The 23,830-nt window shown below is 71.7% G+C and carries 23 protein-coding genes and 1 pseudogene; 13 read left to right on the forward strand and 11 right to left on the reverse strand.

All coding sequences use genetic code 11. The features are described from left to right. The 3 genes and pseudogenes from Ade02nite_RS20695 to Ade02nite_RS20705 all read left to right on the forward strand — a co-directional run. Positions 1 to 472 (forward strand): annotated as a pseudogene (locus Ade02nite_RS20695) (MOSC domain-containing protein); the annotation flags it as partial. A 217-nt stretch (positions 473 to 689) separates the two neighbouring features. Beyond that, positions 690 to 2,570, forward strand: coding sequence for a translation elongation factor 4 (gene lepA, locus Ade02nite_RS20700; RefSeq protein WP_203765957.1), 1,881 nt, complete (start codon positions 690 to 692; stop codon positions 2,568 to 2,570). An 82-nt stretch (positions 2,571 to 2,652) separates the two neighbouring features. Beyond that, the gene (locus Ade02nite_RS20705) at positions 2,653 to 2,928 is read left to right on the forward strand and encodes a GlsB/YeaQ/YmgE family stress response membrane protein (protein ID WP_097320277.1); all 276 of its coding nucleotides are present in this window, start codon (positions 2,653 to 2,655) and stop codon (positions 2,926 to 2,928) included. An 85-nt stretch (positions 2,929 to 3,013) separates the two neighbouring features. Here the strand turns inward: Ade02nite_RS20705 and Ade02nite_RS20710 are convergent, their stop codons facing one another. The 3 genes from Ade02nite_RS20710 to Ade02nite_RS20720 all read right to left on the reverse strand — a co-directional run bounded on the left by Ade02nite_RS20710 (position 3,014) and on the right by Ade02nite_RS20720 (position 6,481). Further along, a complete protein-coding gene (locus tag Ade02nite_RS20710) occupies positions 3,014 to 4,588 on the reverse strand; it encodes a PAS domain-containing protein (protein ID WP_239168921.1) in 1,575 nt (524 codons plus the stop codon). Positions 4,589 to 4,791: 203 nt separating this feature from the next. Continuing rightward, a complete protein-coding gene (locus tag Ade02nite_RS20715; RefSeq protein WP_203765971.1) occupies positions 4,792 to 5,655 on the reverse strand; it encodes a hypothetical protein in 864 nt (287 codons plus the stop codon). 55 nt (positions 5,656 to 5,710) lie between these two features. After that, a complete protein-coding gene (locus tag Ade02nite_RS20720; protein WP_203765973.1) occupies positions 5,711 to 6,481 on the reverse strand; it encodes an enoyl-CoA hydratase-related protein in 771 nt (256 codons plus the stop codon). 36 nt (positions 6,482 to 6,517) lie between these two features. Here Ade02nite_RS20720 and hemW point away from each other — a divergent pair, with 36 nt between their 5' ends. Continuing rightward, positions 6,518 to 7,720, forward strand: coding sequence for a radical SAM family heme chaperone HemW (gene hemW / locus Ade02nite_RS20725; protein WP_203765975.1), 1,203 nt, complete (start codon positions 6,518 to 6,520; stop codon positions 7,718 to 7,720). A gap of 33 nt (positions 7,721 to 7,753) precedes the next feature. Here hemW and Ade02nite_RS20730 read toward each other — a convergent pair whose 3' ends face one another. After that, the gene (locus Ade02nite_RS20730; RefSeq protein WP_203765977.1) at positions 7,754 to 8,350 is read right to left on the reverse strand and encodes a DUF4870 domain-containing protein; all 597 of its coding nucleotides are present in this window, start codon (positions 8,348 to 8,350) and stop codon (positions 7,754 to 7,756) included. Positions 8,351 to 8,517: 167 nt separating this feature from the next. Between Ade02nite_RS20730 and hrcA the strand changes: the two genes are divergently transcribed. Beyond that, positions 8,518 to 9,540, forward strand: coding sequence for a heat-inducible transcriptional repressor HrcA (gene hrcA, locus Ade02nite_RS20735; RefSeq protein WP_203765979.1), 1,023 nt, complete (start codon positions 8,518 to 8,520; stop codon positions 9,538 to 9,540). Between the two features lie 17 nt (positions 9,541 to 9,557). Continuing rightward, positions 9,558 to 10,700 (forward strand): molecular chaperone DnaJ, encoded by a 1,143-nt coding sequence (gene dnaJ / locus Ade02nite_RS20740; RefSeq protein ID WP_203765981.1) that lies wholly within the window; start codon positions 9,558 to 9,560, stop codon positions 10,698 to 10,700. A 224-nt stretch (positions 10,701 to 10,924) separates the two neighbouring features. On the opposite strand, the gene Ade02nite_RS20745 is transcribed toward dnaJ, so the two are convergent. The 3 genes from Ade02nite_RS20745 to Ade02nite_RS20755 form a co-directional block, all read right to left on the reverse strand. Further along, a complete protein-coding gene (locus Ade02nite_RS20745) occupies positions 10,925 to 11,242 on the reverse strand; it encodes a hypothetical protein (protein ID WP_203765983.1) in 318 nt (105 codons plus the stop codon). 244 nt (positions 11,243 to 11,486) lie between these two features. Next, the gene (locus Ade02nite_RS20750) at positions 11,487 to 12,290 is read right to left on the reverse strand and encodes an IclR family transcriptional regulator domain-containing protein (protein WP_203765985.1); all 804 of its coding nucleotides are present in this window, start codon (positions 12,288 to 12,290) and stop codon (positions 11,487 to 11,489) included. Positions 12,291 to 12,293: 3 nt separating this feature from the next. Further along, the gene (locus Ade02nite_RS20755; protein ID WP_203765991.1) at positions 12,294 to 13,730 is read right to left on the reverse strand and encodes an amidohydrolase family protein; all 1,437 of its coding nucleotides are present in this window, start codon (positions 13,728 to 13,730) and stop codon (positions 12,294 to 12,296) included. A gap of 177 nt (positions 13,731 to 13,907) precedes the next feature. Between Ade02nite_RS20755 and Ade02nite_RS20760 the strand changes: the two genes are divergently transcribed. The 5 genes from Ade02nite_RS20760 to Ade02nite_RS20780 are packed head-to-tail and all read left to right on the forward strand — an operon-like array spanning position 13,908 to position 18,048. Further along, a complete protein-coding gene (locus tag Ade02nite_RS20760; protein WP_203765993.1) occupies positions 13,908 to 15,029 on the forward strand; it encodes a CaiB/BaiF CoA transferase family protein in 1,122 nt (373 codons plus the stop codon). After that, a complete protein-coding gene (locus Ade02nite_RS20765; RefSeq protein ID WP_203765995.1) occupies positions 15,014 to 15,796 on the forward strand; it encodes a citryl-CoA lyase in 783 nt (260 codons plus the stop codon). The genes Ade02nite_RS20760 and Ade02nite_RS20765 overlap by 16 nt, the downstream gene beginning before the upstream one ends. An 11-nt stretch (positions 15,797 to 15,807) precedes the next feature. Next, positions 15,808 to 16,671 carry a DODA-type extradiol aromatic ring-opening family dioxygenase gene (locus Ade02nite_RS20770; protein ID WP_203765997.1) on the forward strand — a complete coding sequence of 288 codons (864 nt, stop codon included), beginning with the start codon at positions 15,808 to 15,810 and terminating at the stop codon, positions 16,669 to 16,671. A gap of 55 nt (positions 16,672 to 16,726) precedes the next feature. After that, positions 16,727 to 17,089, forward strand: a complete 363-nt coding sequence (locus Ade02nite_RS20775) for a hypothetical protein (protein WP_203765999.1) — start codon at positions 16,727 to 16,729, stop codon at positions 17,087 to 17,089. Further along, positions 17,086 to 18,048, forward strand: a complete 963-nt coding sequence (locus tag Ade02nite_RS20780; RefSeq protein WP_203766001.1) for a quinone oxidoreductase family protein — start codon at positions 17,086 to 17,088, stop codon at positions 18,046 to 18,048. Before Ade02nite_RS20775 ends, Ade02nite_RS20780 begins: the two co-directional genes overlap by 4 nt. A 435-nt stretch (positions 18,049 to 18,483) precedes the next feature. Here the strand turns inward: Ade02nite_RS20780 and Ade02nite_RS20785 are convergent, their stop codons facing one another. Then, positions 18,484 to 19,854: a CU044_5270 family protein gene (locus tag Ade02nite_RS20785; protein WP_203766003.1), complete on the reverse strand. Its 1,371-nt coding sequence runs from the start codon at positions 19,852 to 19,854 to the stop codon at positions 18,484 to 18,486. Beyond that, a complete protein-coding gene (locus tag Ade02nite_RS20790; protein ID WP_203766004.1) occupies positions 19,851 to 20,456 on the reverse strand; it encodes an RNA polymerase sigma factor in 606 nt (201 codons plus the stop codon). The genes Ade02nite_RS20785 and Ade02nite_RS20790 overlap by 4 nt, the downstream gene beginning before the upstream one ends. A gap of 110 nt (positions 20,457 to 20,566) precedes the next feature. Between Ade02nite_RS20790 and Ade02nite_RS20795 the strand changes: the two genes are divergently transcribed. Then, positions 20,567 to 21,424, forward strand: a complete 858-nt coding sequence (locus Ade02nite_RS20795; RefSeq protein ID WP_203766006.1) for a hypothetical protein — start codon at positions 20,567 to 20,569, stop codon at positions 21,422 to 21,424. A 41-nt stretch (positions 21,425 to 21,465) separates the two neighbouring features. Beyond that, a complete protein-coding gene (locus tag Ade02nite_RS20800; protein WP_203766015.1) occupies positions 21,466 to 22,200 on the forward strand; it encodes a 16S rRNA (uracil(1498)-N(3))-methyltransferase in 735 nt (244 codons plus the stop codon). Between the two features lie 211 nt (positions 22,201 to 22,411). Here the strand turns inward: Ade02nite_RS20800 and Ade02nite_RS20805 are convergent, their stop codons facing one another. Together Ade02nite_RS20805 and Ade02nite_RS20810 are read right to left on the reverse strand one after the other, a co-directional pair. After that, a complete protein-coding gene (locus Ade02nite_RS20805; protein WP_203766017.1) occupies positions 22,412 to 23,251 on the reverse strand; it encodes a hypothetical protein in 840 nt (279 codons plus the stop codon). Then, positions 23,251 to 23,625 (reverse strand): S-adenosylmethionine decarboxylase, encoded by a 375-nt coding sequence (locus tag Ade02nite_RS20810; protein WP_203766019.1) that lies wholly within the window; start codon positions 23,623 to 23,625, stop codon positions 23,251 to 23,253. The genes Ade02nite_RS20805 and Ade02nite_RS20810 overlap by 1 nt, the downstream gene beginning before the upstream one ends. Between the last annotated feature and the right edge of the window lie 205 nt (positions 23,626 to 23,830).

Below are 23,830 nucleotides of genomic sequence, written 5' to 3' on the forward strand. Positions count from 1 at the left end.
GGGCGGCGGTGGGGGCTCGGGGCCGGCCGACGGTGGGGGCTCGGGGCCGGCCGACGGTGGGGGCTCGGGGCCGGCCGACGGTGGGGGTTCGGGGCCGGCCGACGGCGGGGGTGGGCTTGCTGCGCTGGCGGGGGTGCTGGAGGCGGCTGCGGGGGCGCGGCTGGATGGGCCGACGGCTGTGGCGGCCGAGGGAGTGGCGGCCGCGGCGGCGCGTAGCGATGCGGCGGCTCTCGCGGGTGGGGAGGACCCGCGGGCGGCGGTGATCGTGGCGGGGCTGCGTAATCCGTGTCAGCAGATCAACGGGTTTCGGCAAGGGCTGCTCAAGGAGGTCATCGGGCGGGACGGGGAAGGCAACGTGGTGCGCAAGGGTGGCGTCATGGCGGTCGTGCTCCGTGGGGGTCCGATCCGGCCGGGGGACGAGATCGGCGTGGAGCTTCCGCCGGTGCCGTTCACCTCGCTCGACCTGGTGTGAGTGAGGCGCGGAGGGCGTCCGAGAGGCGGGGTGGCGCGGTGAGAGCGAGGCGCGGAGGGGCGGGAGAGGCGCCGGTCCGCTCGGGTTCGGGCGCCGGCTCGACGGGGGTGGGTGCGGTTGCGTGAGCGGGTGTGAGTTGGGCGCGCGCTTGGACGTGGGACGATAGGACGCGCCGGTGGGTTGCCGGCGAACTTCGGCTTGAGAAGAACGGAAGATCGTGCCTGGACCGCTCGACCCCGGCGTGAACGTGATCGGCAAAACCGATCCCGCTCGGATCCGCAACTTCTGCATCATCGCGCACATCGACCACGGCAAGTCGACGCTGGCCGACCGCATGCTGCAGATCACCGGGGTGGTCGACCCGCGGCAGATGCGCGCGCAGTACCTCGACCGGATGGACATCGAGCGCGAGCGCGGCATCACCATCAAGTCGCAGGCCGTCCGCATGCCCTGGGAGGTCCGCGCGGGTGACCGCGCCGGCGAGTCCGCGGTGCTCAACATGATCGACACTCCGGGGCACGTCGACTTCACGTACGAGGTGTCCCGCAGTCTCGCCGCCTGTGAGGGCGCGATCCTGCTCGTCGACGCGGCGCAGGGCATCGAGGCGCAGACCCTCGCCAACCTGTACCTGGCGATGGAGAACGACCTCCACATCATCCCGGTGCTCAACAAGATCGACCTGCCGGCCGCCCAGCCCGAGAAGTACGCGGAGGAGCTCGCCAAGCTGATCGGCTGCGAGCCCGGTGACGTCCTCAAGGTCTCCGGCAAGACCGGTGCCGGTGTCGAGCACCTGCTCGACGAGATCGTCCGGCAGTTCCAGCCGCCGGTCGGTGACGCCGACGCTCCGGCGCGCGCGATGATCTTCGACTCGGTGTACGACGTCTACCGGGGCGTCGTCACGTACGTCCGGGTGGTCGACGGCCGCATCGAGGCCCGGGACCGGATCAAGATGATGTCCACGGGGGCCGTGCACGAGCTGCTCGAGATCGGCGTCGTCTCGCCCGAGATGGAGAAGGCCGGCGCGCTCGGCGTCGGCGAGGTCGGCTACATGATCACCGGCGTGAAGGACGTGCGCCAGTCCCGGGTAGGCGACACGGTCACCGGCAACGCCCGGCCGGCCAGTGAGCCGCTCGGCGGCTACAAGGACCCGAAGCCGATGGTCTACTCGGGTCTCTACCCGATCGACGGCTCCGACTACCCGGCGCTGCGTGACGCGCTCGACAAGCTCAAGCTCAACGACGCCGCGCTCGTCTACGAGCCGGAGACCAGCGCGGCGCTCGGCTTCGGCTTCCGCGTCGGCTACCTCGGCCTGCTCCACCTGGAGATCATCGGTGAGCGGCTGGAGCGCGAGTTCAACCTCGACCTGATCTCCACCGCGCCCAACGTGGTCTACCGGGTCTTCACGGAGGACGCCGAGGAGCGGGTCGTCACCAACCCCAGCGAGTTCCCCACCGGCAAGATCGCGGAGATTCACGAGCCGGTCGTCCGGGCCACCGTGCTGGTGCCGAACGACTACGTGGGCTCGGTCATGGAGCTGTGCCAGAGCCGGCGCGGCAGCCTGCTCGGCATGGAGTACCTCTCCGCCGAACGGGTCGAGCTGCGCTACACGCTGCCGCTCGCCGAGATCATCTTCGACTTCTTCGACCAGCTCAAGAGCAAGACCAAGGGGTACGCGTCGCTCGACTACGAGCCCTCCGGCGAGCAGGTGGCCGACCTGGTCAAGGTGGACATCCTGCTGCACGGCGAGCCGGTCGACGCGTTCAGCGCGATCGTGCACAAGGACAAGGCGTACGCCTATGGCACGACCATCGCCGCCAAGCTGCAGAAGCTGATTCCCCGGCAGCAGTTCGAGGTGCCGATCCAGGCCGCCATCGGCAGCCGGATCATCGCGCGCGAGACCATTCGGGCGATCCGCAAGGACGTGCTCGCGAAGTGCTACGGCGGTGACATCAGCCGCAAGCGCAAGCTGCTGGAGAAGCAGAAGGAAGGCAAGAAGCGGATGAAGATGGTCGGCCGGGTCGAAGTGCCCCAGGAGGCCTTCATCGCCGCACTCTCGACATCCGACTCGGCGGAGACCAAGGGAGCAAACAAGAAATAGGGCGGTTTGGCTTTCGGGGTGGTCGGGAACACATGGGGCCGACGGACGCAACAACTGCTCCACCCCCGAGGAGGAACCCCCAATGACTGTCACCGGTATCATCACCGCCCTCATCGTCGGTCTGATCATCGGCGCCCTGGGCCGCCTGGTAGTTCCGGGCAAGCAGAACATCCCGCTCTGGCTGACCCTGGTCATCGGTGTCGTGGCCGCGCTGCTGGGCACCGTGATCGCCCGCGCGACCGGTGTCGCGGACACCAAGGGCTTCGACTGGATCGAGCTGTTCTTCCAGGTCGTCCTGGCCGCGATCGGTGTTGCCCTGGTGGCGGGTGTCGGCGGTCGTCGCCGCCTCACCCGATAAGTGACGCACGGGCGCCCCACCAGCGCCCGGGAAACGAAGCGCCGGACCACACGGTCCGGCGCTTCGTCGTGCAGAGGGAAGCCGGTCAGTACCGGAACTTGTGCTGGGCGCTGCGCCGGTTGACCCAGGCCGGCAGGTCGTCCAGATGTTCCCGGTGGGGGAGGCTCTCCGCCGGGTTGTGGCGTTCGGTGACGTTGCGCATCGTGACGACGAAGCCCTGGACGAGGCGGTCCTCGCGAAGGTCACGGTAGGTGGCCTCGACCAGCACCCGGCTGTGGTCGGGGCGGCGCAGGGCGCAGAACATGGTGCCGTCGCCGCCCGTGGCGAACGCACGCCGGATCTGGCCCTGGTCGTCGGGATCCACCAGGTCGGCGAAGGTCGACAGCGGGGAGAGGTCGTCGTCGCCGAGGAGGTCGTGCAGGCCGGGGCTCGCGTATCGGACCCGCTGATCCTCGTCGAGCACCAGCATCAGCTCGGCGGTGTTGCGGATCACAGCCCGCAGATAGAGGTCGCTGTCGCGGCGGCCGACCGCCTCGACCAGGCTGATCCGGTCGAGGGCCAGGGCGGCCTGGCCGGCGAGCACCTCGAGCGCGTCCCGGGCGGCGGCCAGGGCGTCGCGGCGGCCGGTCAGCACCAGCGCGCCGCCGCTCGGGCGGGCCACGGCCAGCGGCTCCAGCCACAGCGGGCAGACCAGCGTCGCCTCCTCGGAGGCCGACTCGTCGGTCCACCAGCTGCGCGGGCGGCGACCGGACGGTGCGGGCGGCAGCGCCTCGAGGGCCAGCTGGCGGTCGTCCGTGGCAAAGACCACACGCCGCACCAGCTGCGCCGGGATCAGCGCCACGACCGCGGAGCGGACCGCCTCGTCGACCGAGGGCAGGTCGGCGGCGGCCACCAGGTCGGCGTTCGCGCCCCGCAGGCCGCGCTCGCGGGCCAGGGCGCGGCTGTTGAGGGTCACCGCGTCGGCCAGGCGGGTGATCGTGAGGGTCAGGGTGATCGCGCCCGCCGCGGCGATGGCCACGCCGTCCTCCACCGCGCCGGTGATCGACTCGATGAAGAGGACCAGCGGCGGGGTGGCCACCGAGACGACCAGCAGCACCGCCCAGTGGCCGTGCCAGGCCGGCGGGCGGGGAGTCATGGGCTGGGTCACCCGGGCCATCGACGGGTGCAGGGCGGCCAGGCCCCACGTCACGTAGAGGACGCGGAAGCCGGTCTCGGCCCAGGAACCCGGCGCCAGCGGATAGGCGATGTCGCTCGCGAGCAGGCCGACGGAGCCCACGACCAGCAGCCCGGCCGAGACGTTGCGGCCGGTGGCGAGCAGCAGGCGCACGGCCACCGCGACGAGCAGGACCGTGCCGATCACGTCGGCCGCGGAGATCTGGCCGAGCTCCGCGGCGTCGTTGACCAGGAAGACCCAGATCACGAGCAGGCCGGCGCAGGCGAACGCGAGCAGGTCGATCAGCCGGGCGCGGTCGTCGAGCAGCGAGCCGCCGCTGGTGAACTGGAGCAGCGCGAGCGCGACCATCACGTACATCGCCAGGTAGCAGGCGTCGGCGACGGTGTGCTCACCGAACGCGTAGAAGACGTCTCCGGTGGCGAGGCCGGCGACGGCGGCGGCCAGCAGCAGCCACGGCCATCTGCGGGCGGGACGATGCCACCGCACACCGCAGATGATCGCCGTACAGCTGGCAGAACCCAGCAGGATCCATTCGATCGCCCTCGACACGCCCTTCTTAGTACCAGGGCGGTAGCTGTCTGTCCACGTCGATGTATACGCTACGCAACTGCGTACCTAAATCGGCTCTCCTCACCGAGGGTGAGGGAAAAACGGCCCGAAATTTCCGGCCACGCACCGAAAATCGGACGTCAATGGAACACTTCGGCGATCACACGGCCGGCGTCGGTGCCACCCTGCGCGGTCACCGCCTGCCACTTGCCGTCCGGTGCGTGCCACTCGAGGTTGGCGAAACGTACCCGTTCGAGGCCGGTGGCGGAGGCATGGGCGACGAGCCAGTGGGCATAGCGCCACCCCGTGCTCGCGTCGGCAACCGCCACGGTGACGCCGGCGGCCGGGCCGGACGTGGCAGCCTCGGTCAGGCCCTTGCCCCAGTCGAGCCGCAGGCCCTCCATCAGCGCGGCGGAGGCGGCCGCGCCGCGCAGCACGGGCGACCCGCTCACCGAGCACTCCACCGCGCCGGTCGCGCGGCCGGTCAGGGCCTTGGCCAGCACCGCCGACTCGTCGGCCCACTTCTCGTACGCGTTGGGGTAGGCCGACCGCTGCACCTTCTGAGCGGCGTCGGTGACGCGCATCTTCTGGTAGCCCTTGACCTTCTTGAGCGCGGTGTAGAACTTGTCGGCCGAGTACCGCGGGTCCTTGATCTTCTCGATCGAGCCCCAGCCCTGGCTGGGGCGCTGCTGGAAGAGACCGACGGAGTCGCGGTCGCCGGTGTCGAGGTTCTCCAGCTTCGACTCCTGGAGGGCCGTGGCCAGCGCGATCACCACCGCCCGCTCGGGCATGCCCTTGCGCACCCCGACCGCGGTGATCGTCGCGGCGTTGGCCATCTGCACGTAGTCGAGCGTGACCTCGCCGTCGGCGCGCACGGTGCACTCGGGGCCGATGCGAGGTAGCTTGATCTCGCCCGAGAACGTGCGGACCACCACGAACACGCCCAGCGCGCCGACGAGCGCGACCAGCGCGAGCGCCACGACGGGTGTCTTGCGCACCCACACCCCCCAAAGGTTTGTTCAGGCAACAAGAGTAGTCAACGAGGTCACCCCGGAGCCGTCACTGCCGCGGGATCCAGGCCGCGTCGCGCTTCTCACGGAACGCTGCCACGCCCTCCCGGCCCTCGGCCGACCGGAAGTATCCACCCGAGCGCTCGGACAGCTCGGCGAGGTCGGCACGGACGCTTTCCTTGGGCGTACGCCTGAGCAACTGCTTGGCGCCGGCGAGCGCGAGCGGGCCACCGCGCACCAGGCTGTCGCAGTAGCGGGACACCGCGGCGTCCAGATCGGTGGCCGGGACGGCGGCCGTGACCAGGCCGATCTCCGCGGCCCGGCGCCCGTCGAAGACGTCGCCGGTGAGGTAGAGCTCGGCGGCGGCGCGCGGCGCCAGGCGGGGCAGCACCGTGGCGCTGATCACGGCGGGGATGACGCCGAGCCGTACCTCGGAGAAGGCGAACGTCGCCTCGGTGGTGCAGACGGCGATGTCGGCGGCGGCGATCAGGCCCAGGCCGCCGGCGCGCGCCGGGCCGCCGACGCGCGCCACCACGGGCTTGGGAAACTCCCAGAGCGCGGCGAGGACGTCGGCGAGCATCTCGGCGGGGACGCGGCCGGTGGCGCGCGCCTCGGCGGTCTCCTTGAGGTCGGCGCCGGAGCAGAAGACCGGGCCGGTGTGCGACAGGACGACGGCCCGGACCGAGGCGTCGGTCAGGGCCTCGGCGAGCGCGTCCAGCAGCTCGCGCATCAGCGGGGTGGAGAGGGCGTTGCGGTTCGCGGGGCTGTCCAGCGTCATGGTGGTCACCCCGGCGTCGGTGACGGTACGGACCAGAGCCATGGCGGCACCTTAACGGTAGGCGTGCACACTTGACGGATGGCCGGCGCACTTCCCGATGGTTCCCCCGTTCCCGAGGACGGGTCGCTTCCCGATTCCGCCACGGCCGCAGTCGGCAAGAACGGATTTGCCGTCTATGTCCACGTGCCGTTCTGCGCGAGCCGGTGCGGCTACTGCGACTTCAACACGTACACCGCCGCCGAGCTGGGCGGCGGGGCGAGCCGGGACTCGTACGCGTCGACTGTTTTGTCCGAACTGTCCCTGGCAAGCCGCGTGGTCGAACCCGGGCAGGTGGACACGGTGTTCTTCGGCGGCGGCACGCCTACGCTGCTGAGCGCCGACGACCTCGGGCGGATCCTCGACGGCATCGACGACGCCTGGGGACTGGCGCCGGGCGCCGAGATCACCACCGAGGCCAATCCGGAGTCCGTGGACCTTTCCTACCTGCGGACCCTGCGCCGGCACGGCTTCAACCGGATCTCGCTGGGCATGCAGTCGGCCGCGCCCGCCGTGCTGCGCATCCTGGACCGCAAGCACACCGCCGGGCGCGCCCCGCAGGCGGCGATCGAGGCGCGCGAGGCCGGGTTCGAGCACGTCAACCTCGACCTCATCTACGGAACGCCCGGCGAGACGGCCGGCGACTTCGCCGCGTCGCTGCGGGCGGTGATCGACGCGGGTGTTGACCACGTCAGCGCGTACGCCCTGATCGTGGAGGACGGCACCCGGATGGCCTCCCGCATGCGGCGCGGCGAGATCCCGTACCCCTCCGACGATGTCGCCGCCGACCGCTATCTGGCCGCGGAGGCGGCGTTGGGCGAGGCCGGCTTCGAGTGGTACGAGGTGTCGAACTGGGCCACCTCGCCGGAGGCCCGCTGCCGGCACAACCTGCTCTACTGGACCGGCGCGGACTGGTGGGGTCTCGGGCCGGGCGCGCACAGCCACGTCGGCGGGGTGCGCTGGTGGAACGTCAAACACCCGTCCACGTACGCGACGCGCCTGGCCGGCGGCGTCTCGCCCGGCCACGCCCGTGAGCTGCTCACCGATGAGGACCGGCACGTCGAGGACGTGATGCTGCGCGTACGGCTGCGCGACGGCATCGCCCTCGACCGGGTCGACCCGGCCGGCGCGCGGCAGGCCCTGGCGAACGGGCTGCTCGACCCCACGGCGTACGACAAAGGCCGTCTGGAGCTGACCCTGCGCGGGCGGCTCCTGGCCGACGCCGTCATCCGCGACGTCGTGTGAGCGCCGGGCGCCGGGCCCCCGTGCCCGGCCCGGTCACTTGATGAGATTCAGCGACATGGGGTAGTTGTACGGCTCGTTGTTGCCGGCCTTCACGCCGGCGATGATGCCGAAGATGATGGCGATCAGCGCGGCCGCCGCGATGATGAGGAAGCCGATGCCCACGCAGGCCGTGACCCAGCCGATCAGGGTGACGATCGCCCAGGTGATCTGGAAGTTGAGCGCCTTGACCGACTCGGCGCGCACGGCCGGCGACTGGTTGCCCCGGACCAGCAGCGAGATCAGCGGTGCGATCCAGCCGGCGAGGCCACCGCCGAGGAACGCGGCACCGGCGCCGCCGAAGTGGGCGACCAGGATCCACGTGCGGTCGTCCTGCGAGGCGCCGCCGTAGCCCTTGTAGGGCTGGCCGTATCCCGGCTGCTGGTAGCCGGGCGGGGGCTCGTATCCCGGAGGCTGGTAGCCGGGCGGCGGCGGACCCGGCGGCGGGCCGTAGCCCGGCGGCGGGTTGTACGGCGGCGGTGTCGAACCGGAAGCCGGGTCGTTAGCCGCGTAAGGGTTGAACGGCGTGGTCGGGTCGTTCGGCCCGTTCCCAGGGTTGTTGCCTTCACCCGGCGGGCGAGGTGGTTCTGTCATGGCTGCCACCGTAGGGCCGCAGTTCAACGTGGTCGAGGGCGACATGCTGATCAGGTGGATGAATAGACAGTGCACTCGATCATCGCGTTGCCGTCCGCGGCGACGTAGACTGGCACTCGGTCAGCCGGAGTGCCAGCGATGGGACAGAGTCCTGGGGGAGGGGTCATATGAGTCTCGATGACCGCAAGCTCGAGGTGCTTCGGGCGATCGTCGAGGACTACGTCGAGACGCAGGAGCCCGTCGGCAGCAAGGCGCTGGTCGAGCGTCACCAGCTCGGCGTCTCCCCGGCCACCGTGCGCAACGACATGGCGGTGCTCGAGGAGGAGGGCTACATCCGGCAGCCGCACACCAGCGCCGGCCGGGTGCCCACCGACGCCGGCTACCGGCTCTTCGTCGACCGCCTCTCCAAGGTCAAGGCGCTGAGCCCCGCGGAGCGGCGCGCCATCGAGCGGTTCCTCATCGGTGCCGTCGACCTCGACGACGTCGTCCACCGCACGGTGCGGCTGCTGGCCCAGCTCACCCGCCAGGTCGCGGTGGTGCAATATCCGTCGCTGGCCCGCTCCTCGGTGCGCCACCTCGAGCTCGTGCCGATCTCCACCACGCGGATCATGCTGGTGATGATCGCCGACACCGGGCGCGTCGAGCAGCGGCTGGTCGAGCTGCCCTCCCCGGTGCCGGCCGACGACGTCACCGACCTGCGCCGGCGGGTCAACGAGAAGCTGGCCGGCAAGAAGCTCGCCGACACCCCGCCGCTCGTGCAGGGCCTGGTCGACGACTGCGCTCCGGAGAGCCGGGCCACGATGGCGTGCCTGGCCTCGGTGCTGCTCGAGACATTGGTGGAACGCAGTGAGGAACGCCTCGCGTTGGCGGGGACGGCTAACCTGACAAGGGGTGGCGTGCTCGACTTCCAGGGCACCCTGCGCCCCGTCCTCGAGGCCCTCGAGGAAGAGGTCATCCTGCTGAAGCTGATCGGCGACCTGGAACCGAGCACCACCCGGGTCCGGATCGGTGACGAGAACGAGATCGACAACCTGCGGTCGGCGTCCGTGGTCAGCACCGGGTACGGCCCCGGGGCGACGATCGTGGGTGGGCTCGGTGTGCTCGGCCCCACCCGGATGGACTACCCCGGCACCATCGCGACCGTGCGCGCGGTGGCACGCTACGTGGGCGACCTTCTAGCACAAAACTGACGAGGATTGCGGAGCCCGTGGCCAAGGATTACTACGGCATTCTCGGTGTGAGCCGGGAAGCCACCGACGACGAGATCAAGCGCGCGTACCGCAAACTGGCTCGGCAGTACCATCCGGACGTCAACCCCGACCCGGAAGCGCATGAGAAGTTCAAGGACATCAACGCGGCGTACGAGGTCCTCTCCGACGATCAGAAGCGCCAGATCGTCGACCTGGGCGGCGACCCGCTCGCGCCCGGCGGCGGCATGGGACCGGGCGGCCCGGGCGGAGCCGGCGGCCCGTTCGTCGGCTTCCAGGACATCATGGACGCCTTCTTCGGTACGGCGGCGGGCGGCGGCGGACGCGGACCGCGCCCCCGCACCCGTCCCGGTGCCGACGCGATCCTGCGGCTCGAGCTCGACCTGAACGAGACCGCGTTCGGGGTCGAGGCGCCGATCACGGTCGACACGGCGGTGCTCTGCACCCAGTGCTCGGGCGCGGGTACGGCGCCGGGCACCCACCTGGCGACATGTGAGACGTGCGGCGGCCGGGGCGAGGTGCAGAGCGTGCAGCGCACGTTCCTCGGCCAGGTGGTCTCGTCGCGCCCGTGCACGACCTGCCAGGGCCACGGCACGGTCATCCCGCACCCCTGCCCCACGTGCGCCGGCGACGGCCGCGTCCGCACCCGCCGCTCGCTGACGGTGAAGATCCCGGCCGGCGTCGAGGACGGCATGCGCATCCGCCTGGCCCAGCAGGGCGAGGTCGGCCCCGGCGGCGGCACCCCCGGCGACCTCTACGTCGAGATCCACGAGCGCCCGCACGACGTCTACTCGCGCAAGGGCGACGACCTGCACTGCCGAGTGACGCTGCCGATGACGGCGGCCGCCCTCGGCACCCGCCTCACGATCAAGACGCTGGACAGCGAGGAGGGCATCGAGGTCAAGCCCGGCACCCAGCCGGCGAGCACGCTGCGCATCCGCGGCAAGGGCGTCCCGCACCTGCGGGGCCAGGGCCGGGGCGACCTCTTCGTGCACCTCGACGTCAAGACCCCGACGAAGCTGACCTCCGACCAGGAGCGCATGCTGCGCGAGTTCGCCAAGACCCGCGGCGAGGACGTGGCCGAGCTGAGCAAGCAGGGCGGCTTCTTCAGCCGCATGCGGGACGCCTTCAACGGCCACTGATCCACCGGCCGGCGGTCCGGTTCCGCGCCGGGCAGCGGCTCCGCTGCTCCGCGCGGCCGGCCGCTCCCGGCTGTTTCGGCCGTGCTCGGGCGGCTGCTCCCGGTTGTTCCGGCTGCGTTCGGGCGGCTGCTCCCGGTTGTTCCGGCTGTGCTCGGGCGGCCGCTCTCGGCTGTTTCGGCCGAGCTCGGCCGGCCGCTCTGCTCGCTAGTTGATCCGGGCTGGGCTCAGCCGGCGACCTTGCTGCTCGCGCGGTCGAGGAGCAGGGGCATCAGGTCCGCGCGCCATGTGTCGAGGTGGACGGCGCCGCTGGAGACGCCGCCGTGGGCGAACTCCTCACGCACCACCCACTCGGTGGTCTCGGTCGCGAGATGGACGCCGACCAACCGGTCGAACTCGGCGTAGAGCAGCCGTTCGATCTCGCCGAGCGAGGGCGGCAGGTAGGTGGTGGCCAGCCGTTCGGCCATAGCGCGCCACACCCACGGGTCGCCGCGCAGTCCCCAGCGCGGCGGCTCCGGTTCGAAGAGCTCCGACACCAGCTTCATGAAATTCACTCATACCCCGCGGCGCCCCGCGTCAAGCACCGTGCCGCCGGCCGCCGTCGGCGGTCGCGTCGCCGGCCGTCGCCGGCCGTCGCCGGTCGCCGTTCCTGTCGCGGTCGCCGATCGCCGTCGCCGCCTCCGTCGCGTCGCCGGTCGCCGCTCCTGTCGCCGGTCGCCGCTCCTGTCGCCGGTCGCCGCTCCCGTCGTGTCGGCGGTTGCTGCTCCGGTTGTGTCGGCGGGTTGTGGGTCAGACCGTGGTGGCGGGGACCGTGGCGAGGCGGGCGTAGTCGGCGCTGATGTCGGCGGCGGTGCGCAGCAGGTGGGGCAGGTGCTTCTCGACCAAGGTCTCGACCGACGTCTCGGCGGCGTGGACGGTCACGTTGATCGCCGCGATGACCTGGCCGTTGCCGTCGCGGACGCCGGTGGCGACCGACCGTATGCCGGGCGCCAGGTCCTGGTCGGCGAGCGCCCAGCCGCGGGCCCGCACCTCCAGGAGCGCGTCCATGAAGCTGTTCAGGGACGGGTTGTAGCGCGGGACGATGCCGGACCGGGAGGGCTCGGCGAGGATCGCGGGCACGATCGCGGGTTCCTTCGCCGCCAGCAGGACCTTGCCCATCGACGTCGCCAGGGCGGGGAACCGGGTGCCGATCGAGACCGCCAGCGTCACGATCTTGGGTACCGCGACCCGGGCGACGTAGACGATGTCGCTGCAGTCGAGCTGGGCCATCGAGGTGGACTCGCCGGTGACGCCGACCAGCTCCTCCATGTGCGGCCGGGCGACCTCCCACATGTTGAGCGAGTTCACATATGCCATGCCGAGCTCGAGCACCCTCGGGGTGAGCGCGAAGCCCCGGCCCTCGCTACGGGCGTACCCGAGCGCCTCGAACGTGAGAAGGATGCGGCGGACCGTCGGACGGGCCAGCCCCGTCTCGGCCGCGATGTCGCTCAGCGTCATCGACGGCTGGCCCGGGCGGAAGGAACGCAGGACGTCGAGGCCACGCGCGAGAGCCTCGATGAAGTCGGTGCCCGCGCCCCTTCCGATGTCGGTCATGCTCTAATGCTTCCACTGCGCCGAACCGGCGTCCCACTCGGTGTACTGGTAAGGGTTCTCGCGCACCGCCGTCTCGGGGACGTCCGGGTTCATCCCGCGCTGCCAGGCCTCCTCGCCGAGCGCCTCCCGCAGGTAGTCGACGGTCGCCTGGACCTTGGCGCGGGCCGCCGCGAGGTCGACGCCGACCAGCCGGCCGTCCTGCTTCACGACCTTGCCGCCGACCAGCACGGTGTGCACGTCGCCGCGCTGCGCCTGGAACACGACGTGCCCGTACGGGTGGAGGATCGGGAACATCACCGGCGAGGCGTCGTTCTTGATCAGCACCACGTCGGCGTCGCGGCCCGGGTTGAGCGCGCCGACCCGCGAGTCCATGCCGAGAGCGCGGGCACCGCCTCGGGTCGCCCAGTCGACGACCTGCTCGGCGCGCAGGTGGCAGTGGGTGACCGTGTCCTGCTTGGCGTGGGCCTCGAGGTGCTCGCGGGAACGGTCGGCGCCGAGCGTGGTGCGCATCGCCGAGAAGAGGTCGCCGCTCCACCACACGCTCGTGTCCATCGACAGCGACACCGGGATGTCGTGGTGGCGCAGCTGGAAGGTGGGCGGATAGCCCTGGCCGGCGCTCTGCTCGCTCTCGGTGGAGACCGAGACGGATCCCCCGGTGGCGGCGATCCGGTTGTACGAGTCGTGGGTCAGCGTGGCCGCGTGCACGTACACATTGGTGGGACCCATGAAGCCGTTCTCGTGCATCAGCCGGATGCCGTCGTCGTTGGTGGCGCCCCAGACGCCGGCGTGGGTGGTCACGGCTGCGCCCAGCTCGCGGGCGACCTCGAACGCCGCCTTCTCGGGGAAGGCGGGGTCGCCGGTGACGTCGAAGGCCATCTGGAAGCCGGCGAGCTTGCCGCCGTCGATCCGGCGGCGGTGGAAGTCGCGGAACGCGCCGGAGGTCGCCCACTCCCACGGTCCCTGCTGGATGTTGCCGTACGCGAGGACGAACCGGCCGGGCACCGCCTCGAGCGCGTCGACCGCCGCGTCGGCGTGGTCGGCGGTCTGCAGCCCGTGTGACCAGTCGACAGTGGTGGTGACCCCGGCGTCGATCGCCTCGATCGCGGCGAGCAGGTTGCCGGCGTGGATGTCCTCGGGGCGGAAGAGCTTGCCGGACTCCAGGTAGTACCAGACGAAGTACTGGGTGAGGGTCCAGTCGGCGCCGTAGCCGCGCATCGCGGTCTGCCACATGTGCCGATGGGTGTCGATCATGCCCGGCATGATCACGCCGCCGGAGGCGTCGATCTCGAGAGCGTCGCCGGGCGCGGTGAGGCCGGCGCCGACCTCGGCTATCCGGCCGTCGACCACGAGCACGTCGGCGCCCGGCAGCACGGTGTGTGAATCGTCCATGGTGAGAACCAGGCCGTTGCGCAGGATCACCGGCCGGTCGTTCGCGCTCATCGCAGCTCCCTTCGGACGGTTGTCCGTCAAGCGGACAACGAGTCCGCGCCAGTCTCGTCCCGGCGTATCGGCGGTGTCAATGGCCGGTTTCCAGGAGATCAATAAGCGTTGACAGCCAGCAGATCTTGGTCAAGGCTGGTCCGGCGGACAGATGTCCGCAGGACGGCGGTTTGACCGATGGGACCACTGAACGGCCTGCTGGTGGCGGATTTCTCGCGGATCCTCGCCGGCCCTTACGCGACGATGCTGCTGGCCGACCTCGGCGCGCAGGTGATCAAAGTGGAGGGGCCGGACGGCGACGACACCCGCACCTGGATACCGCCCACCCGCGACGGCGTCTCGACGTACTACCTGGGCATCAACCGCAACAAGCGCTCGATCGCCCTCGACCTCAAGGATCCGGACGATCTCGCGGCCGCGCGTGAGCTCGCCCGGCGGGCCGACGTGATGATCCAGAACTTCCGGCCCGGCGGCCTCGCCCGCTTCGGTCTCGACTACGAGTCCGTCGCCACGGCCAACCCGCAGATCGTGTACGCGAGCATCAGCGGCTTCGGGCCGGGCGCCGGCGCCGGACTGCCGGGCTACGACCTGATGATCCAGGCCATCTCGGGCCTGATGAGCCTCACCGGTGATCCGGACGGCCCGGCGTACCGCGCCGGCATCTCGGTCTTCGACGTGATGGCCGGCATGCACGCCAACATCGGCATTCTCGCCGCCCTGCACCACCGCGGCGAGACCGGCCGCGGCCAGCACGTCGAGGTCAACCTGCTCAGCTCGGCGCTCTCCGGCCTGGTCAACCATTCCAGCGGCTACGTCGCCGGCGGCACGGTGCCCTACCGGATGGGCAACGCGCACCCCAGCCTCTTCCCGTACGAGCCGCTGCCCACCGCCGACGGCGAGCTGATCGTCATCGCGGGCAACGACGGGCAGTTCCGCAAACTGTGCCAGGTGCTCGGGGTGCCCGGCCTGCCGTCCGACCCGCGCTTCGGGCGCAACCAGGACCGCACGGCCAACCGCGACGAGCTGCGGCCGCTGCTCGTGGAGCGGCTGGTCACCCGTACCAAGGACGAATGGTTCCGCGATCTGATCGCGGCCGGGGTGCCGTGCGCCCCGATCAACACCGTCGACGGCGGGGTCGCGCTTGCCGAGGAGCTCGGGCTCGACCCGGTCGTCACCGTCGGCGGCGTGCCCGGCGTCCGCAACCCCATCACCTTCTCCGGCACCCCGGCGCGCTACGAGTTGCCGCCGCCCGGGCTGGACGAACACGGCGAGGAGATCCGCAAGTGGCTGAGGAGCTGACCTTTCCGACGGGCATCGGCACGTCGACGCCCACGAGCATCTCGCTGCTCGGCAAGGATCTGGCCGCCGACCTGATGGGCAAGGTGGGCTTCGGTGAGCTGGCCTACTGGCTGGTGGCGGGCCGGCGGCCCACCCCGGGCGAGGTGCGCGTCTTCGAGGCGGTGCTGGTGGCGCTCGCCGACCACGGGTTCACGCCGACCGCGATCGCGGCCCGCCTGACCTACCTCTCGGCGCCCGAGGCGTTGCAGGGCGCCCTCGCCGCGGGCCTGCTCGGCGGCGGCTCCCGCTTCCTCGGCGTGACGGAGGACTGCGGCCGGTTCCTCGCCGAGACGCTGATCGAGGCCGGCACCGAGCGCGACTACGACCTCATCGCGCTGGAGGCCGTGCGGCGCGCCAAGGACGAGGGACGGTTCGTTCCCGGCCTCGGCCACCCGGTCCACAAGGACCGGGACCCGCGCACCCCCGTGCTGATCGCCATCGCCGAGGAGGAGGGGCTGCGCGGGCCGCACCTGCGCCTGTTCGAGGCGATCGGCCGGGTCCATCCGCAGGTCCTCGGCCGCAAGCTTCCGCTCAACGGCGCCGGGGTGTGCGGCGCGGCGCTCGCCGACCTGGGGCTCCCCACCGACCTGCTGCGCGGCTTCGCCCTGCTGGCGCGGGCGGCCGGTCTGCTCGGGCACCTGGCGGAGGAGCGGCGCCGCCCGCTCGGCATGGAGATCTACCGCACCGTCGACCGCAACGCCGTCTACGAACCCCGAACCGCATCCTGAGAGGACCGACTATGGCCAGCATCGTCGCGGTCATCGCCTCCACACACCATCCGTTCTACTACCGGGCCAGCACGGCGACGGGCGAGGACCGGCCGCCCTTCGCCGACGAATGGACCCGCAAGATCCTGGCGTTCCGCGAGACCCTCACGCGGGCCAACCCGGACGTGCTGGTCATGGTCGGCTCCGACCACTTCCACCAGCTGTGGCTCGACAACATGCCGCAGTTCCTGGTCGGCAAGGCGCCCTTCTACGACGCGAACTGGTACAACGAGGAGCGCGAGTTCGGCCTGCCGCGCATGCTGCTCAAGGGCCAGGAGGACCTGTCGGCGCACGTGCTGCGGGCGGGCCTCGACGCCGGCTTCGACCTCGCGTTCAGCAACGAGCTGCGCATCGACCACAGCATCACGTGCCCGATCATCACGCTGCGCCCCGAGGCCGACCTGCCTATCGTGCCGATCTACACCAACATCTTCGCGCCGCCGCTGCCCCAGCCGAAGAGGTTCGTGCAGCTCGGCCAGGCGATCCGCGAGATCGTCGAGTCGTGGCCCGCCGACCTGCGCGTGGCGATCATCGGGACCGGGCACCTGTCGCTCGAGCTGGGTGGGCCCCGCCAGTTCGGGCCGCACGGCCCCGACCCGGAGTTCGACCAGCGGGCGGTCGAGTGGATCGCCACGGGCGACCTCGACAACTGCCTGCGCGAGGTCACGCTCGACAGCCTGCACGCGCCCGGCAACGCCACCCACGGCTTCATGGACTTCATGCTGATGATGGGCGTGGCCGGCGCGGGCGCCAAGGCCGATCACGTCGACACACTCGACCTGTTCCACACGATGGAGGCGTACTTCACCTGGTACCCGAACGGAGCTCCGGCATGACCGGCCGCGGCGGACCGGGCACGGGGCCGGCAGCGCGTGCCGAGGGAGGCTCCGCATGAGCAAGTACCTGCTGAACAAGTTCCTGTACACGGTGGACCGCGATCCCGAGCTGGTCGAGCGCTATCGCGACGAGCCCCGTGAGCTGGTCACGTGGTGGGAGGCGGAGCGGGCGAACGCGGTGCTCAACTGCCACACCGGCGAGGCGAGCACGTGGTTGCGCTTCGAGGAGGCCGAGCGCGAGGCGCTCATCGCGCACGATCACGTACGCCTCTTCGAGCTGGGCGCACACCCGTTCCTCACGCTGACGCTGTTCATCGCGATGTTCGAGCGGGACAACACCGCGCCGCTGGAATACCAGAAGGCGTTCGGGATGCGCCTGGCCCACTTCGCGCTGCCGTACCCGGACATCGCGACATGATCCGCGCGGCCGTGCTCACCGTCTGCGGCCGGCCGCCCGAGCCGGCGGACCGCGAGGCGCCGTCGCCCGGCGACGGCCAGGTGCCGATCACGGTGTCGGCCGCGCCGATCACCCCGCTCGACCTGCTCTGCGCGTCCGGGACCAGCTACTTCGGCACGCCGGCGACGCCCTACGTGCCGGGGGTGCAGGGTGTCGGGCACCGCGCCGACGGCGTGCCGGTCTGGTTCGCCACCTCGGCGGGCATGCGCCCGGGGGACGGCAGCATGGCCGCCGAGGTGGCGGTGCCCGCGGACGATGTCGTCGAGCTGCCCCCGGGTGTTCCGCTCCGGCTGGTCGCGGCCCTCGGGTTGTCGGCGGTGGCGGCCCACTCGGCGCTGGTGCGCTCCGGTGGGCTGACGGCGGGTGAGCAGGTCGTCGTGCTGGGAGCCGGCGGCGTGGTGGGGCAGGCGGCGGTGCAGCTCGCCCTGCTGGCCGGGGCGCGACGGGTGATCGCCGTGGCCCGCTCGGCCGCCGCGCGAGCCCGGGCGGAGCAACTTGGCGCGGCGGCTACGGTGCCGTTCACGCCCGGCGACGACGTGTCAACGGTGGCCGCACGGCTGCGGGAGGCGGCGGAGGGACCGGTCGACCTGGTGCTCGACCCGGTCTTCGGCGTGCCGGCCGCGGCCGCCCTGCGGGTGCTGCGACCCGGCGGGCGCCTGGTCAACCTGGGCGGCGCCGCGGGTGCCGAAGCTCCGATCGAGTCGGCAGTGATCCGCAGCGGGTCGTTGCGGATCGTCGGCTACACCAACAACGCGCTGACGCCCGCCGAGCGGGCCGAGTCGTTGCACGAGATCGCCGGGCACGCGGCGGGCGGGCGCCTCGCCGTGGACCACGAGGTGGTGCCGTTCGCCTCGGTCGGCGAGGCCTGGGAACGGCAGTCGAGAGGAGAGACGAAAGGGCGAATAGTGCTGGCGTTCTGAGAATCGGCATGTCGATCACGGCTTGGGGGAACTGCGCCGGCACGGCCGACGCAGTCCGCCTCTCCGGCAGTCCCGGAGGACGGCTGGGCGCCTCACGAGCGGCCCTCGATCCCCGTCTCCCGGATCAAGGCAGGGGTGAGGTGCCGCCACATCTCACCCGCCCACGGTCCGGGAGGCGGCCGGGCCCTGGTCCGCCGCGGTCTCTTCATCGTCGGCCCAGGCGGCCGGCGGTGATCGCGCCGTTTGCCGGGTTGGTCGGCTTTGTCTTGGAGGGCGTTTGCTGGGTTGGTCGGTTTCGTCTTCGGGGGCGTTCGCCAGGCTGGTCGGCTTTGTCTTCGGGGCGTGTGCTGGGCTGGTCGGGCTCCGTCTTGGGGGCGTTCGCTGGGTTGGTCGGCTTCGTCTTGGGGGCGTTCGCTGGGTTGGTCGGCTTCGTCTTCAGGGGCGGTCGTCGGTGAAGTCGGCGGTGTGGATCAGCTGGTAGCTCAGCAGGGTGCCGGTGTCCACGGACCATGACTCCTCGGCCAGGGCTCGGCCGGTGGGCAGGTCGATGATCAGGCGGGTCTGGGCGCGGCCGAAGTCGCCTTGGCGGTCGTAGGCGACTGCTGTGCCCGTGCGGCCGGACTGGTCCTTGACCTTGCCGAGGGAACGGACGCCGTCGATCGCGGCGAGCATGCGGTACGTGGCGGCGCGGACCTGGGGGGTGACGGGCAGCTCGATCAGCAGGGCCTCGCCGTTCCAGAAGAGGGCCTCCTGCTCGGATTCGGTGCCGCCGGTGCGGTGGATGCGGTCGAGCAGCCAGGCGCGCAGCTTGACGGGGTCGGCGGGCAGGGCGGCCAGCTCCGCGGCGGAGACGGTGCCGCCGGCCAGCGGGTAGCCGCGGTCGGCGGGGATGGGCCTGGCGGGCTCCCACTGCGGGGCGGGGGCGGCCTTGATGACGACGTCGGGCATGCCCTGGGGGGCCTTCTGCGTCCACTGCACTGGGGAGCCGTCGGCGCGCCAGGCGGCCTCGTCGAGAGGGGTGGCGCCGAGGGAACGGCCGGTCATCGCGCCCGCGATGCCGGGGCGGGTGGGCTGCCAGGTCCGAACGCGCAGGCGGCGCAGGACGTCGTAGTCGCGGCCCACGTCGGCGCGCTCGCCGGTCTCGGTGTCGGTGTGCCAGTAGCGGCCGGACTTCGCTGTCGTTCGGGACAGCTGCTCGGCGGCGACGAGAAGGATCTCGCGGGCGGTGTCGGGCTGCGCGGCCGAGGCGTCGCCGCGGGACGGGTCCGGCACGGGCGAGTCCGTTGTGGCGCCAGTGGACGGCTCGATCGCGTTGTTCGCGCCGGATGTGGGCGGATTGTCGGGAGGGGACATCGCGATCGTGACTGCCACGGCTGCTGCCGCGCCGAGGGCGGCCACGGGTGTCAGCGTGCGGGTCAGGAAGCGGAGGCGACGTCCCTGGCCAGTCGCCCAGGACTTGCCGGCGGGGACGGGCTGGCCGGGTGCGCTGGGCCGGCGGGTTGGGCTGGGCAGGCCGGTTGTGTGGGGCTCGGCGGCGGGGAAGGGCTGGCTGGTCGCGCTGTGCTCGGCGGTTGCGCTGGGCCGGCGGGTTGCGCTGGGCAGGCCGGTTGTGCGGGGCTCGGCGGCGGGGAAGGGCTGGCTGGTCGCGCTGTGCTCGGCGGTTGGGTAGGGCCGCGCGGTTGAGTGGGGCTGGGCGGTTGGGTGGGGCTGGGCGGTGATCGTGGCGGGGTCGGGCCGGTGATGGGGGTCGAGGCTGGTGGGGCGGGCCTCGGCGAGCAGGGTGAGCAGGTCTTTGCGCGGGCTCATCGGGTGTGCTCCCGTCCAGAGTGGGGGACCAGTCCGTTATCGGCGACAAATCGGATGGCAGGGGCCGGTTCAAGGGCTAGGGGCGCGGCGGGTGTCCGAAGGGGATTCGCGGGTGGGGAGGTGAGGGCCTGCTGGAGGCGTTTGCGGGCGCGGTGCAGGCGTACGAAGAAAGTGGGTGTGGAGCAACCGATCACCTGGGCTGCCTGTCTGGGGGTGAGGCCGTGCCAGGCGATCAGGGTGAGGAGCTCGCGGTCGTCCTCCGGGAGGGCGGTCAGGGCGGCCAAGGTCGCCCAGCGCTCGGCCACGTCGTCGGCCACGTCGGTGGCGGCCTCGGTGGTCCAGGTGCGCAGCTCGGTGGCGAGGCTTGCCTGGCGTTCCTCGTCGCGGTAGCGCTCGCGGATCACGTTGCGGGCCACGGCCAGCAGCCAGGGGAGGGGGTCGGCGGGGACGGCGTCCCATTTGCGCCAGGCTCTCAGGAAGGTGTCGCCGACGATGTCGTCGGCCAGGGTGCGGCCGGCGCGGCTCACCGCGTACGCGTAGACCCGCGCGTGGTGTGCGTGGTACGCGGCGGTGAAGCGGCGGCTGGGGTCGGGGTCGGTCACGGGGCTCCTGTCCTCCGAGGAATCCGTCACCGGGTAATGCGCGGAGCCCGCCGATTCTTACGGCCGTTCGGACGTGGAGCGAAGGGCCGCTACGGGACTAGCATGCCGTCATGACGGGGAGCGAGGAGCTCCGAGGCGTACGGGTGGTCACGCTGCTGGCCTGGCTGATGGTGCCGGCCGGGGTGCTGCTCGTGTGCGCGGGCGTGCTCGATCTGTCGTGGTGGGCGTCGGCCGACGCGCGACGGCTCACCGCGGTGATGGCGGAGATCAAGCAGGAGTACGGGGTGAACTGGCCCGCCCTGCTCCGCGACGGCGACGCGGCCGTCACGCTGATCGTGCTCGGGGTGGCCGGCATGGCGTACGGCCTGCTCGCCCCCATGATCCGGCGGGGCCTGCGGTGGGCCAGGAACTGGGCGCTCGGGGTGGGGATCGCGTTCTTCCTGGTCGCGCTGATGGGGATCGGGGCGGACGCCAGCCAGCCGAGTTACCTGCGCGACTACTACGAGACGCTGACGTGGACGACGCAGACGGACCGGATCGCCGAGGTCAAGGCGGTGCTGTACCCGGCCTGGTTCCAGTGGTTCGAGGACTTCGCGCAGGGGCTGGGGGCGCTGGCGGCGCTCGCGGTGGTGGTCGGGCTGATCTGGGCCACGGTGGCGCATCCGGATCACTTCGTGGGGCGCCCGCGAGGGAAGCGGGCCCGGGACGGCCGGCAGGAGGACCAGTGGGACGCGGCGCTGGCCCGGATCCGCGGCAGCGGGGGGATCGACGCCGTGCACGACAGCCGAGGTGGCGCCGGCTCCTCAAGCGCGCGCACGCCGGGCAGGGCGGGCTCGCCGGCCTCCGGGGGCGCCGGCGCGGGCGGCGCCGAGGGGAGTGGCCCGGGCAGCGGCTCCGGTGCGGCGGCGATCGACGAGGACATCCACCGCCTCTATCGGCGGCCACCCAAGGGCGACGGAACGGGGTGACTGACCGGCGGGACACGCCGACGGTTCGATAGCGTGCGGGGGTGTCCGCGCCGCTCTTCCTGGTCGACGCCCTGCCGGTCGGGGCCACCTGCACGCTCGACGGTCCCGAAGGTCATCACGCCGCCACCGTGCAGCGGCTGCGGGCCGGCGAGACGCTGATCCTCGCCGACGGCCGTGGGGGGAGAGTGACCGGCCGGGTCACCGCGGTGGGCAGGGGCAGCGTCGACGTCGAGGTTGTCGGGCGGGAGCGGGTGGCCGCCCCCGATCCGCGGCTGGTGGTGGTGCAGGGCATCGCCAAGGGGGACCGCGGGGAGCTGGCGGTCCAGGCCATGACGGAGATCGGGGTCGACGAGATCGTGCCGTGGGCCGCGTCGCGGTCGGTGGCGCAGTGGCGGGGCGATCGCGGCTTCAAGTCGCGGGAGCGCTGGGTGTCGACCGCCCGCGAGGCCGCCAAGCAGGCCCGCCGCGCGTGGCTGCCCGAGGTGGGCGGCGATCCGGACTGCTCCACCAAGCAGGTCGCGGCCCGGCTCTCGGCGGCGGCCGCCGCTTTTGTCCTGCATGAGGAGGCCACCGAGCGGCTCGCCGCCGCGGACCTTCCGCCGAGTGGCGAGATCGTGCTGGTGGTCGGGCCCGAGGGCGGCATCAGCGACGCCGAGCGGGACACGTTCGTGCAGGCCGGCGCGGTGGCCGTGCGGCTGGGCCGCGAGGTGCTGCGCACTTCGACGGCGGGGGTGGCGGCGCTGTCGGTGCTGTCGGCCCGCCTCGACCGTTGGTGAGACTGCACCCCGGCCGGTGTGGTGCGGCGGGGAAGCCAGTGCCCGACCGTTGGTGAAGTGCACCCCGGCCGATGTGGCGCGGTGACGAAGCCCGGGCTCGACCGTAGTGCGGGAGCCCGGGCTCGACCGTAGTGCGGGAGCCCGGGCTCGACCGTGGTGCGGGAGCCCGCGCGCGACCGTTGATGAAGGTGGCGGTCACATACGGAGCGCGTCAGGCGTGCTTGGCGAGGGGGCGGCGGCGCTCCAGGCCCGGCAGGGCGATGTGGTCGTCGAGGCCGGCGCCCGTCGAGACCTGGTGGGAGATCTTGGCGCCGAGGCGGCGGATCAGGAGGCGGCGGAGGCCGCGGGCGCGGATCTCGCCGCCGAAGGGTGCCCCGACGCGGCGCAGCAGGCGGCTCTGGCGGGCCAGGGAGGGCTCGATGTCGGCGAACGGCACGTGCAGGGCCATCGTCGACGGGGAGCCCAGGTAGGCGAACGGCGCCGAGTTGGCCATCGGGACGAACGGGACGCCCAGCAGCGACAGGTTGCGGTGCGCGCGGTGGTCGAGGAGCGCCACGAGGTGACGTACCCCCGCTCGATGCCCTGCCTTGAGGAACGTGCGGTAGAGCAGCGAGCTCACCATCAGCCCGGACCGGCCCCCGCGGTAGCCGGGCAGCACGCCCACCGTGGCGAAGTCCCAGATCTTGCCGTCGTGCATGTGGTGGCCGGCGACGATCTCGGAGAGGTCCTTGCCGATCAGGTCGGGCGCCTCGTCGAGGGTCTTGCCGCCGCCGTCGATCACGCGGCCGGCGCCGGCGGGCAGGCCGGTGCGGCGGTCGAGGACCAGGAAGAAGAGGCTGGCCTCCTCGTACGGGCCGTACTCGGCGGCCATCTCGGCGGCGTCGTTGCCGAACGACTGCTCGAACACCTGGCGCTCGACCGTGCGGGCCACGCCGGCCAGCGGGTCGGAGGGGCCGACGGCGAGGGCCACGAAACGCCCGGCCGAGGGGTGGGCGCCGAGCGCGGCGGCGCAGCGCAGGGCGAGGTCGGCGGCGGGGAGCGCGTAGGTCATCAGAAGCCCTTCGCGACGATCTCGGTGGTGCGGAAGTACTCAGCGGTGAACTCGACGACCTTCGCGGGGTCGAACGCCTTGCACGTGTAGATGTCGACGCTGAAGAACGAGATGGGGCGCTCCCACGAGTAGAAGTGGGCGCCGGAGGTCTCCCAGTGGATCCAGCCGGCCCAGCCGTACAGGTCGCTGCAGTGGGTCACCGGCTCGATCAGCGTGATCATGTCGGTCACCACGGAGAGCTTGCTCAGGTAGTCCTTGATGTGCTCGGCGGTGATCACATACGTCGGGTAACCCTCCACGACCAGTCGCTGACGGTGAATCATCGGGGCGAGGTCACGGTACGTGGTGTCGGTGCTGAGGGTGGGGAGCGACATCGGGAGCGTTCCTAACGTGTAATCCGGGCGAAGCAGGCGTATCCCACTATAGGCGAGAATTACGGAGAGTAAAAGCGGTCCTCGTCACTCACTGTGATGTCGCACGAGAAATATGAACGCGCCGGCGGGTTGGGCTAGCCTTCGCTCTTGATCTCGCGAGGCCGCCGGGCCAAGGTCGATAGCCGACGAGAGCCGAGCCCGGGCG

The organism is Paractinoplanes deccanensis (genome assembly GCF_016862115.1).
Taxonomy (GTDB): domain Bacteria; phylum Actinomycetota; class Actinomycetes; order Mycobacteriales; family Micromonosporaceae; genus Actinoplanes; species Actinoplanes deccanensis.

What these genes read in the sequence shown, in the direction of transcription:
- Ade02nite_RS20705 (WP_097320277.1), top strand. Translation starts at nt 2,653, where the DNA reads ATGACTGTCACCGGTATCATCACCGCCCTCATCGTCGGTCTGATCATC.
- Ade02nite_RS20770 (WP_203765997.1), top strand. Translation starts at nt 15,808, where the DNA reads ATGGCCAGCATCGTCGCGGTCATCGCCTCCACACACCATCCGTTCTAC.
- Ade02nite_RS20760 (WP_203765993.1), top strand. Translation starts at nt 13,908, where the DNA reads ATGGGACCACTGAACGGCCTGCTGGTGGCGGATTTCTCGCGGATCCTC.
- Ade02nite_RS20780 (WP_203766001.1), top strand. Translation starts at nt 17,086, where the DNA reads ATGATCCGCGCGGCCGTGCTCACCGTCTGCGGCCGGCCGCCCGAGCCG.
- hrcA (WP_203765979.1), top strand. Translation starts at nt 8,518, where the DNA reads ATGAGTCTCGATGACCGCAAGCTCGAGGTGCTTCGGGCGATCGTCGAG.
- Ade02nite_RS20755 (WP_203765991.1), bottom strand. Translation starts at nt 13,730, where the DNA reads ATGAGCGCGAACGACCGGCCGGTGATCCTGCGCAACGGCCTGGTTCTC.
- hemW (WP_203765975.1), top strand. Translation starts at nt 6,518, where the DNA reads ATGGCCGGCGCACTTCCCGATGGTTCCCCCGTTCCCGAGGACGGGTCG.
- Ade02nite_RS20805 (WP_203766017.1), bottom strand. Translation starts at nt 23,251, where the DNA reads ATGACCTACGCGCTCCCCGCCGCCGACCTCGCCCTGCGCTGCGCCGCC.
- Ade02nite_RS20795 (WP_203766006.1), top strand. Translation starts at nt 20,567, where the DNA reads ATGACGGGGAGCGAGGAGCTCCGAGGCGTACGGGTGGTCACGCTGCTG.
- Ade02nite_RS20785 (WP_203766003.1), bottom strand. Translation starts at nt 19,854, where the DNA reads ATGAGCCCGCGCAAAGACCTGCTCACCCTGCTCGCCGAGGCCCGCCCC.
- Ade02nite_RS20730 (WP_203765977.1), bottom strand. Translation starts at nt 8,350, where the DNA reads ATGACAGAACCACCTCGCCCGCCGGGTGAAGGCAACAACCCTGGGAAC.
- Ade02nite_RS20720 (WP_203765973.1), bottom strand. Translation starts at nt 6,481, where the DNA reads ATGGCTCTGGTCCGTACCGTCACCGACGCCGGGGTGACCACCATGACG.
- Ade02nite_RS20810 (WP_203766019.1), bottom strand. Translation starts at nt 23,625, where the DNA reads ATGTCGCTCCCCACCCTCAGCACCGACACCACGTACCGTGACCTCGCC.
- Ade02nite_RS20775 (WP_203765999.1), top strand. Translation starts at nt 16,727, where the DNA reads ATGAGCAAGTACCTGCTGAACAAGTTCCTGTACACGGTGGACCGCGAT.
- Ade02nite_RS20750 (WP_203765985.1), bottom strand. Translation starts at nt 12,290, where the DNA reads ATGACCGACATCGGAAGGGGCGCGGGCACCGACTTCATCGAGGCTCTC.
- Ade02nite_RS20745 (WP_203765983.1), bottom strand. Translation starts at nt 11,242, where the DNA reads ATGAAGCTGGTGTCGGAGCTCTTCGAACCGGAGCCGCCGCGCTGGGGA.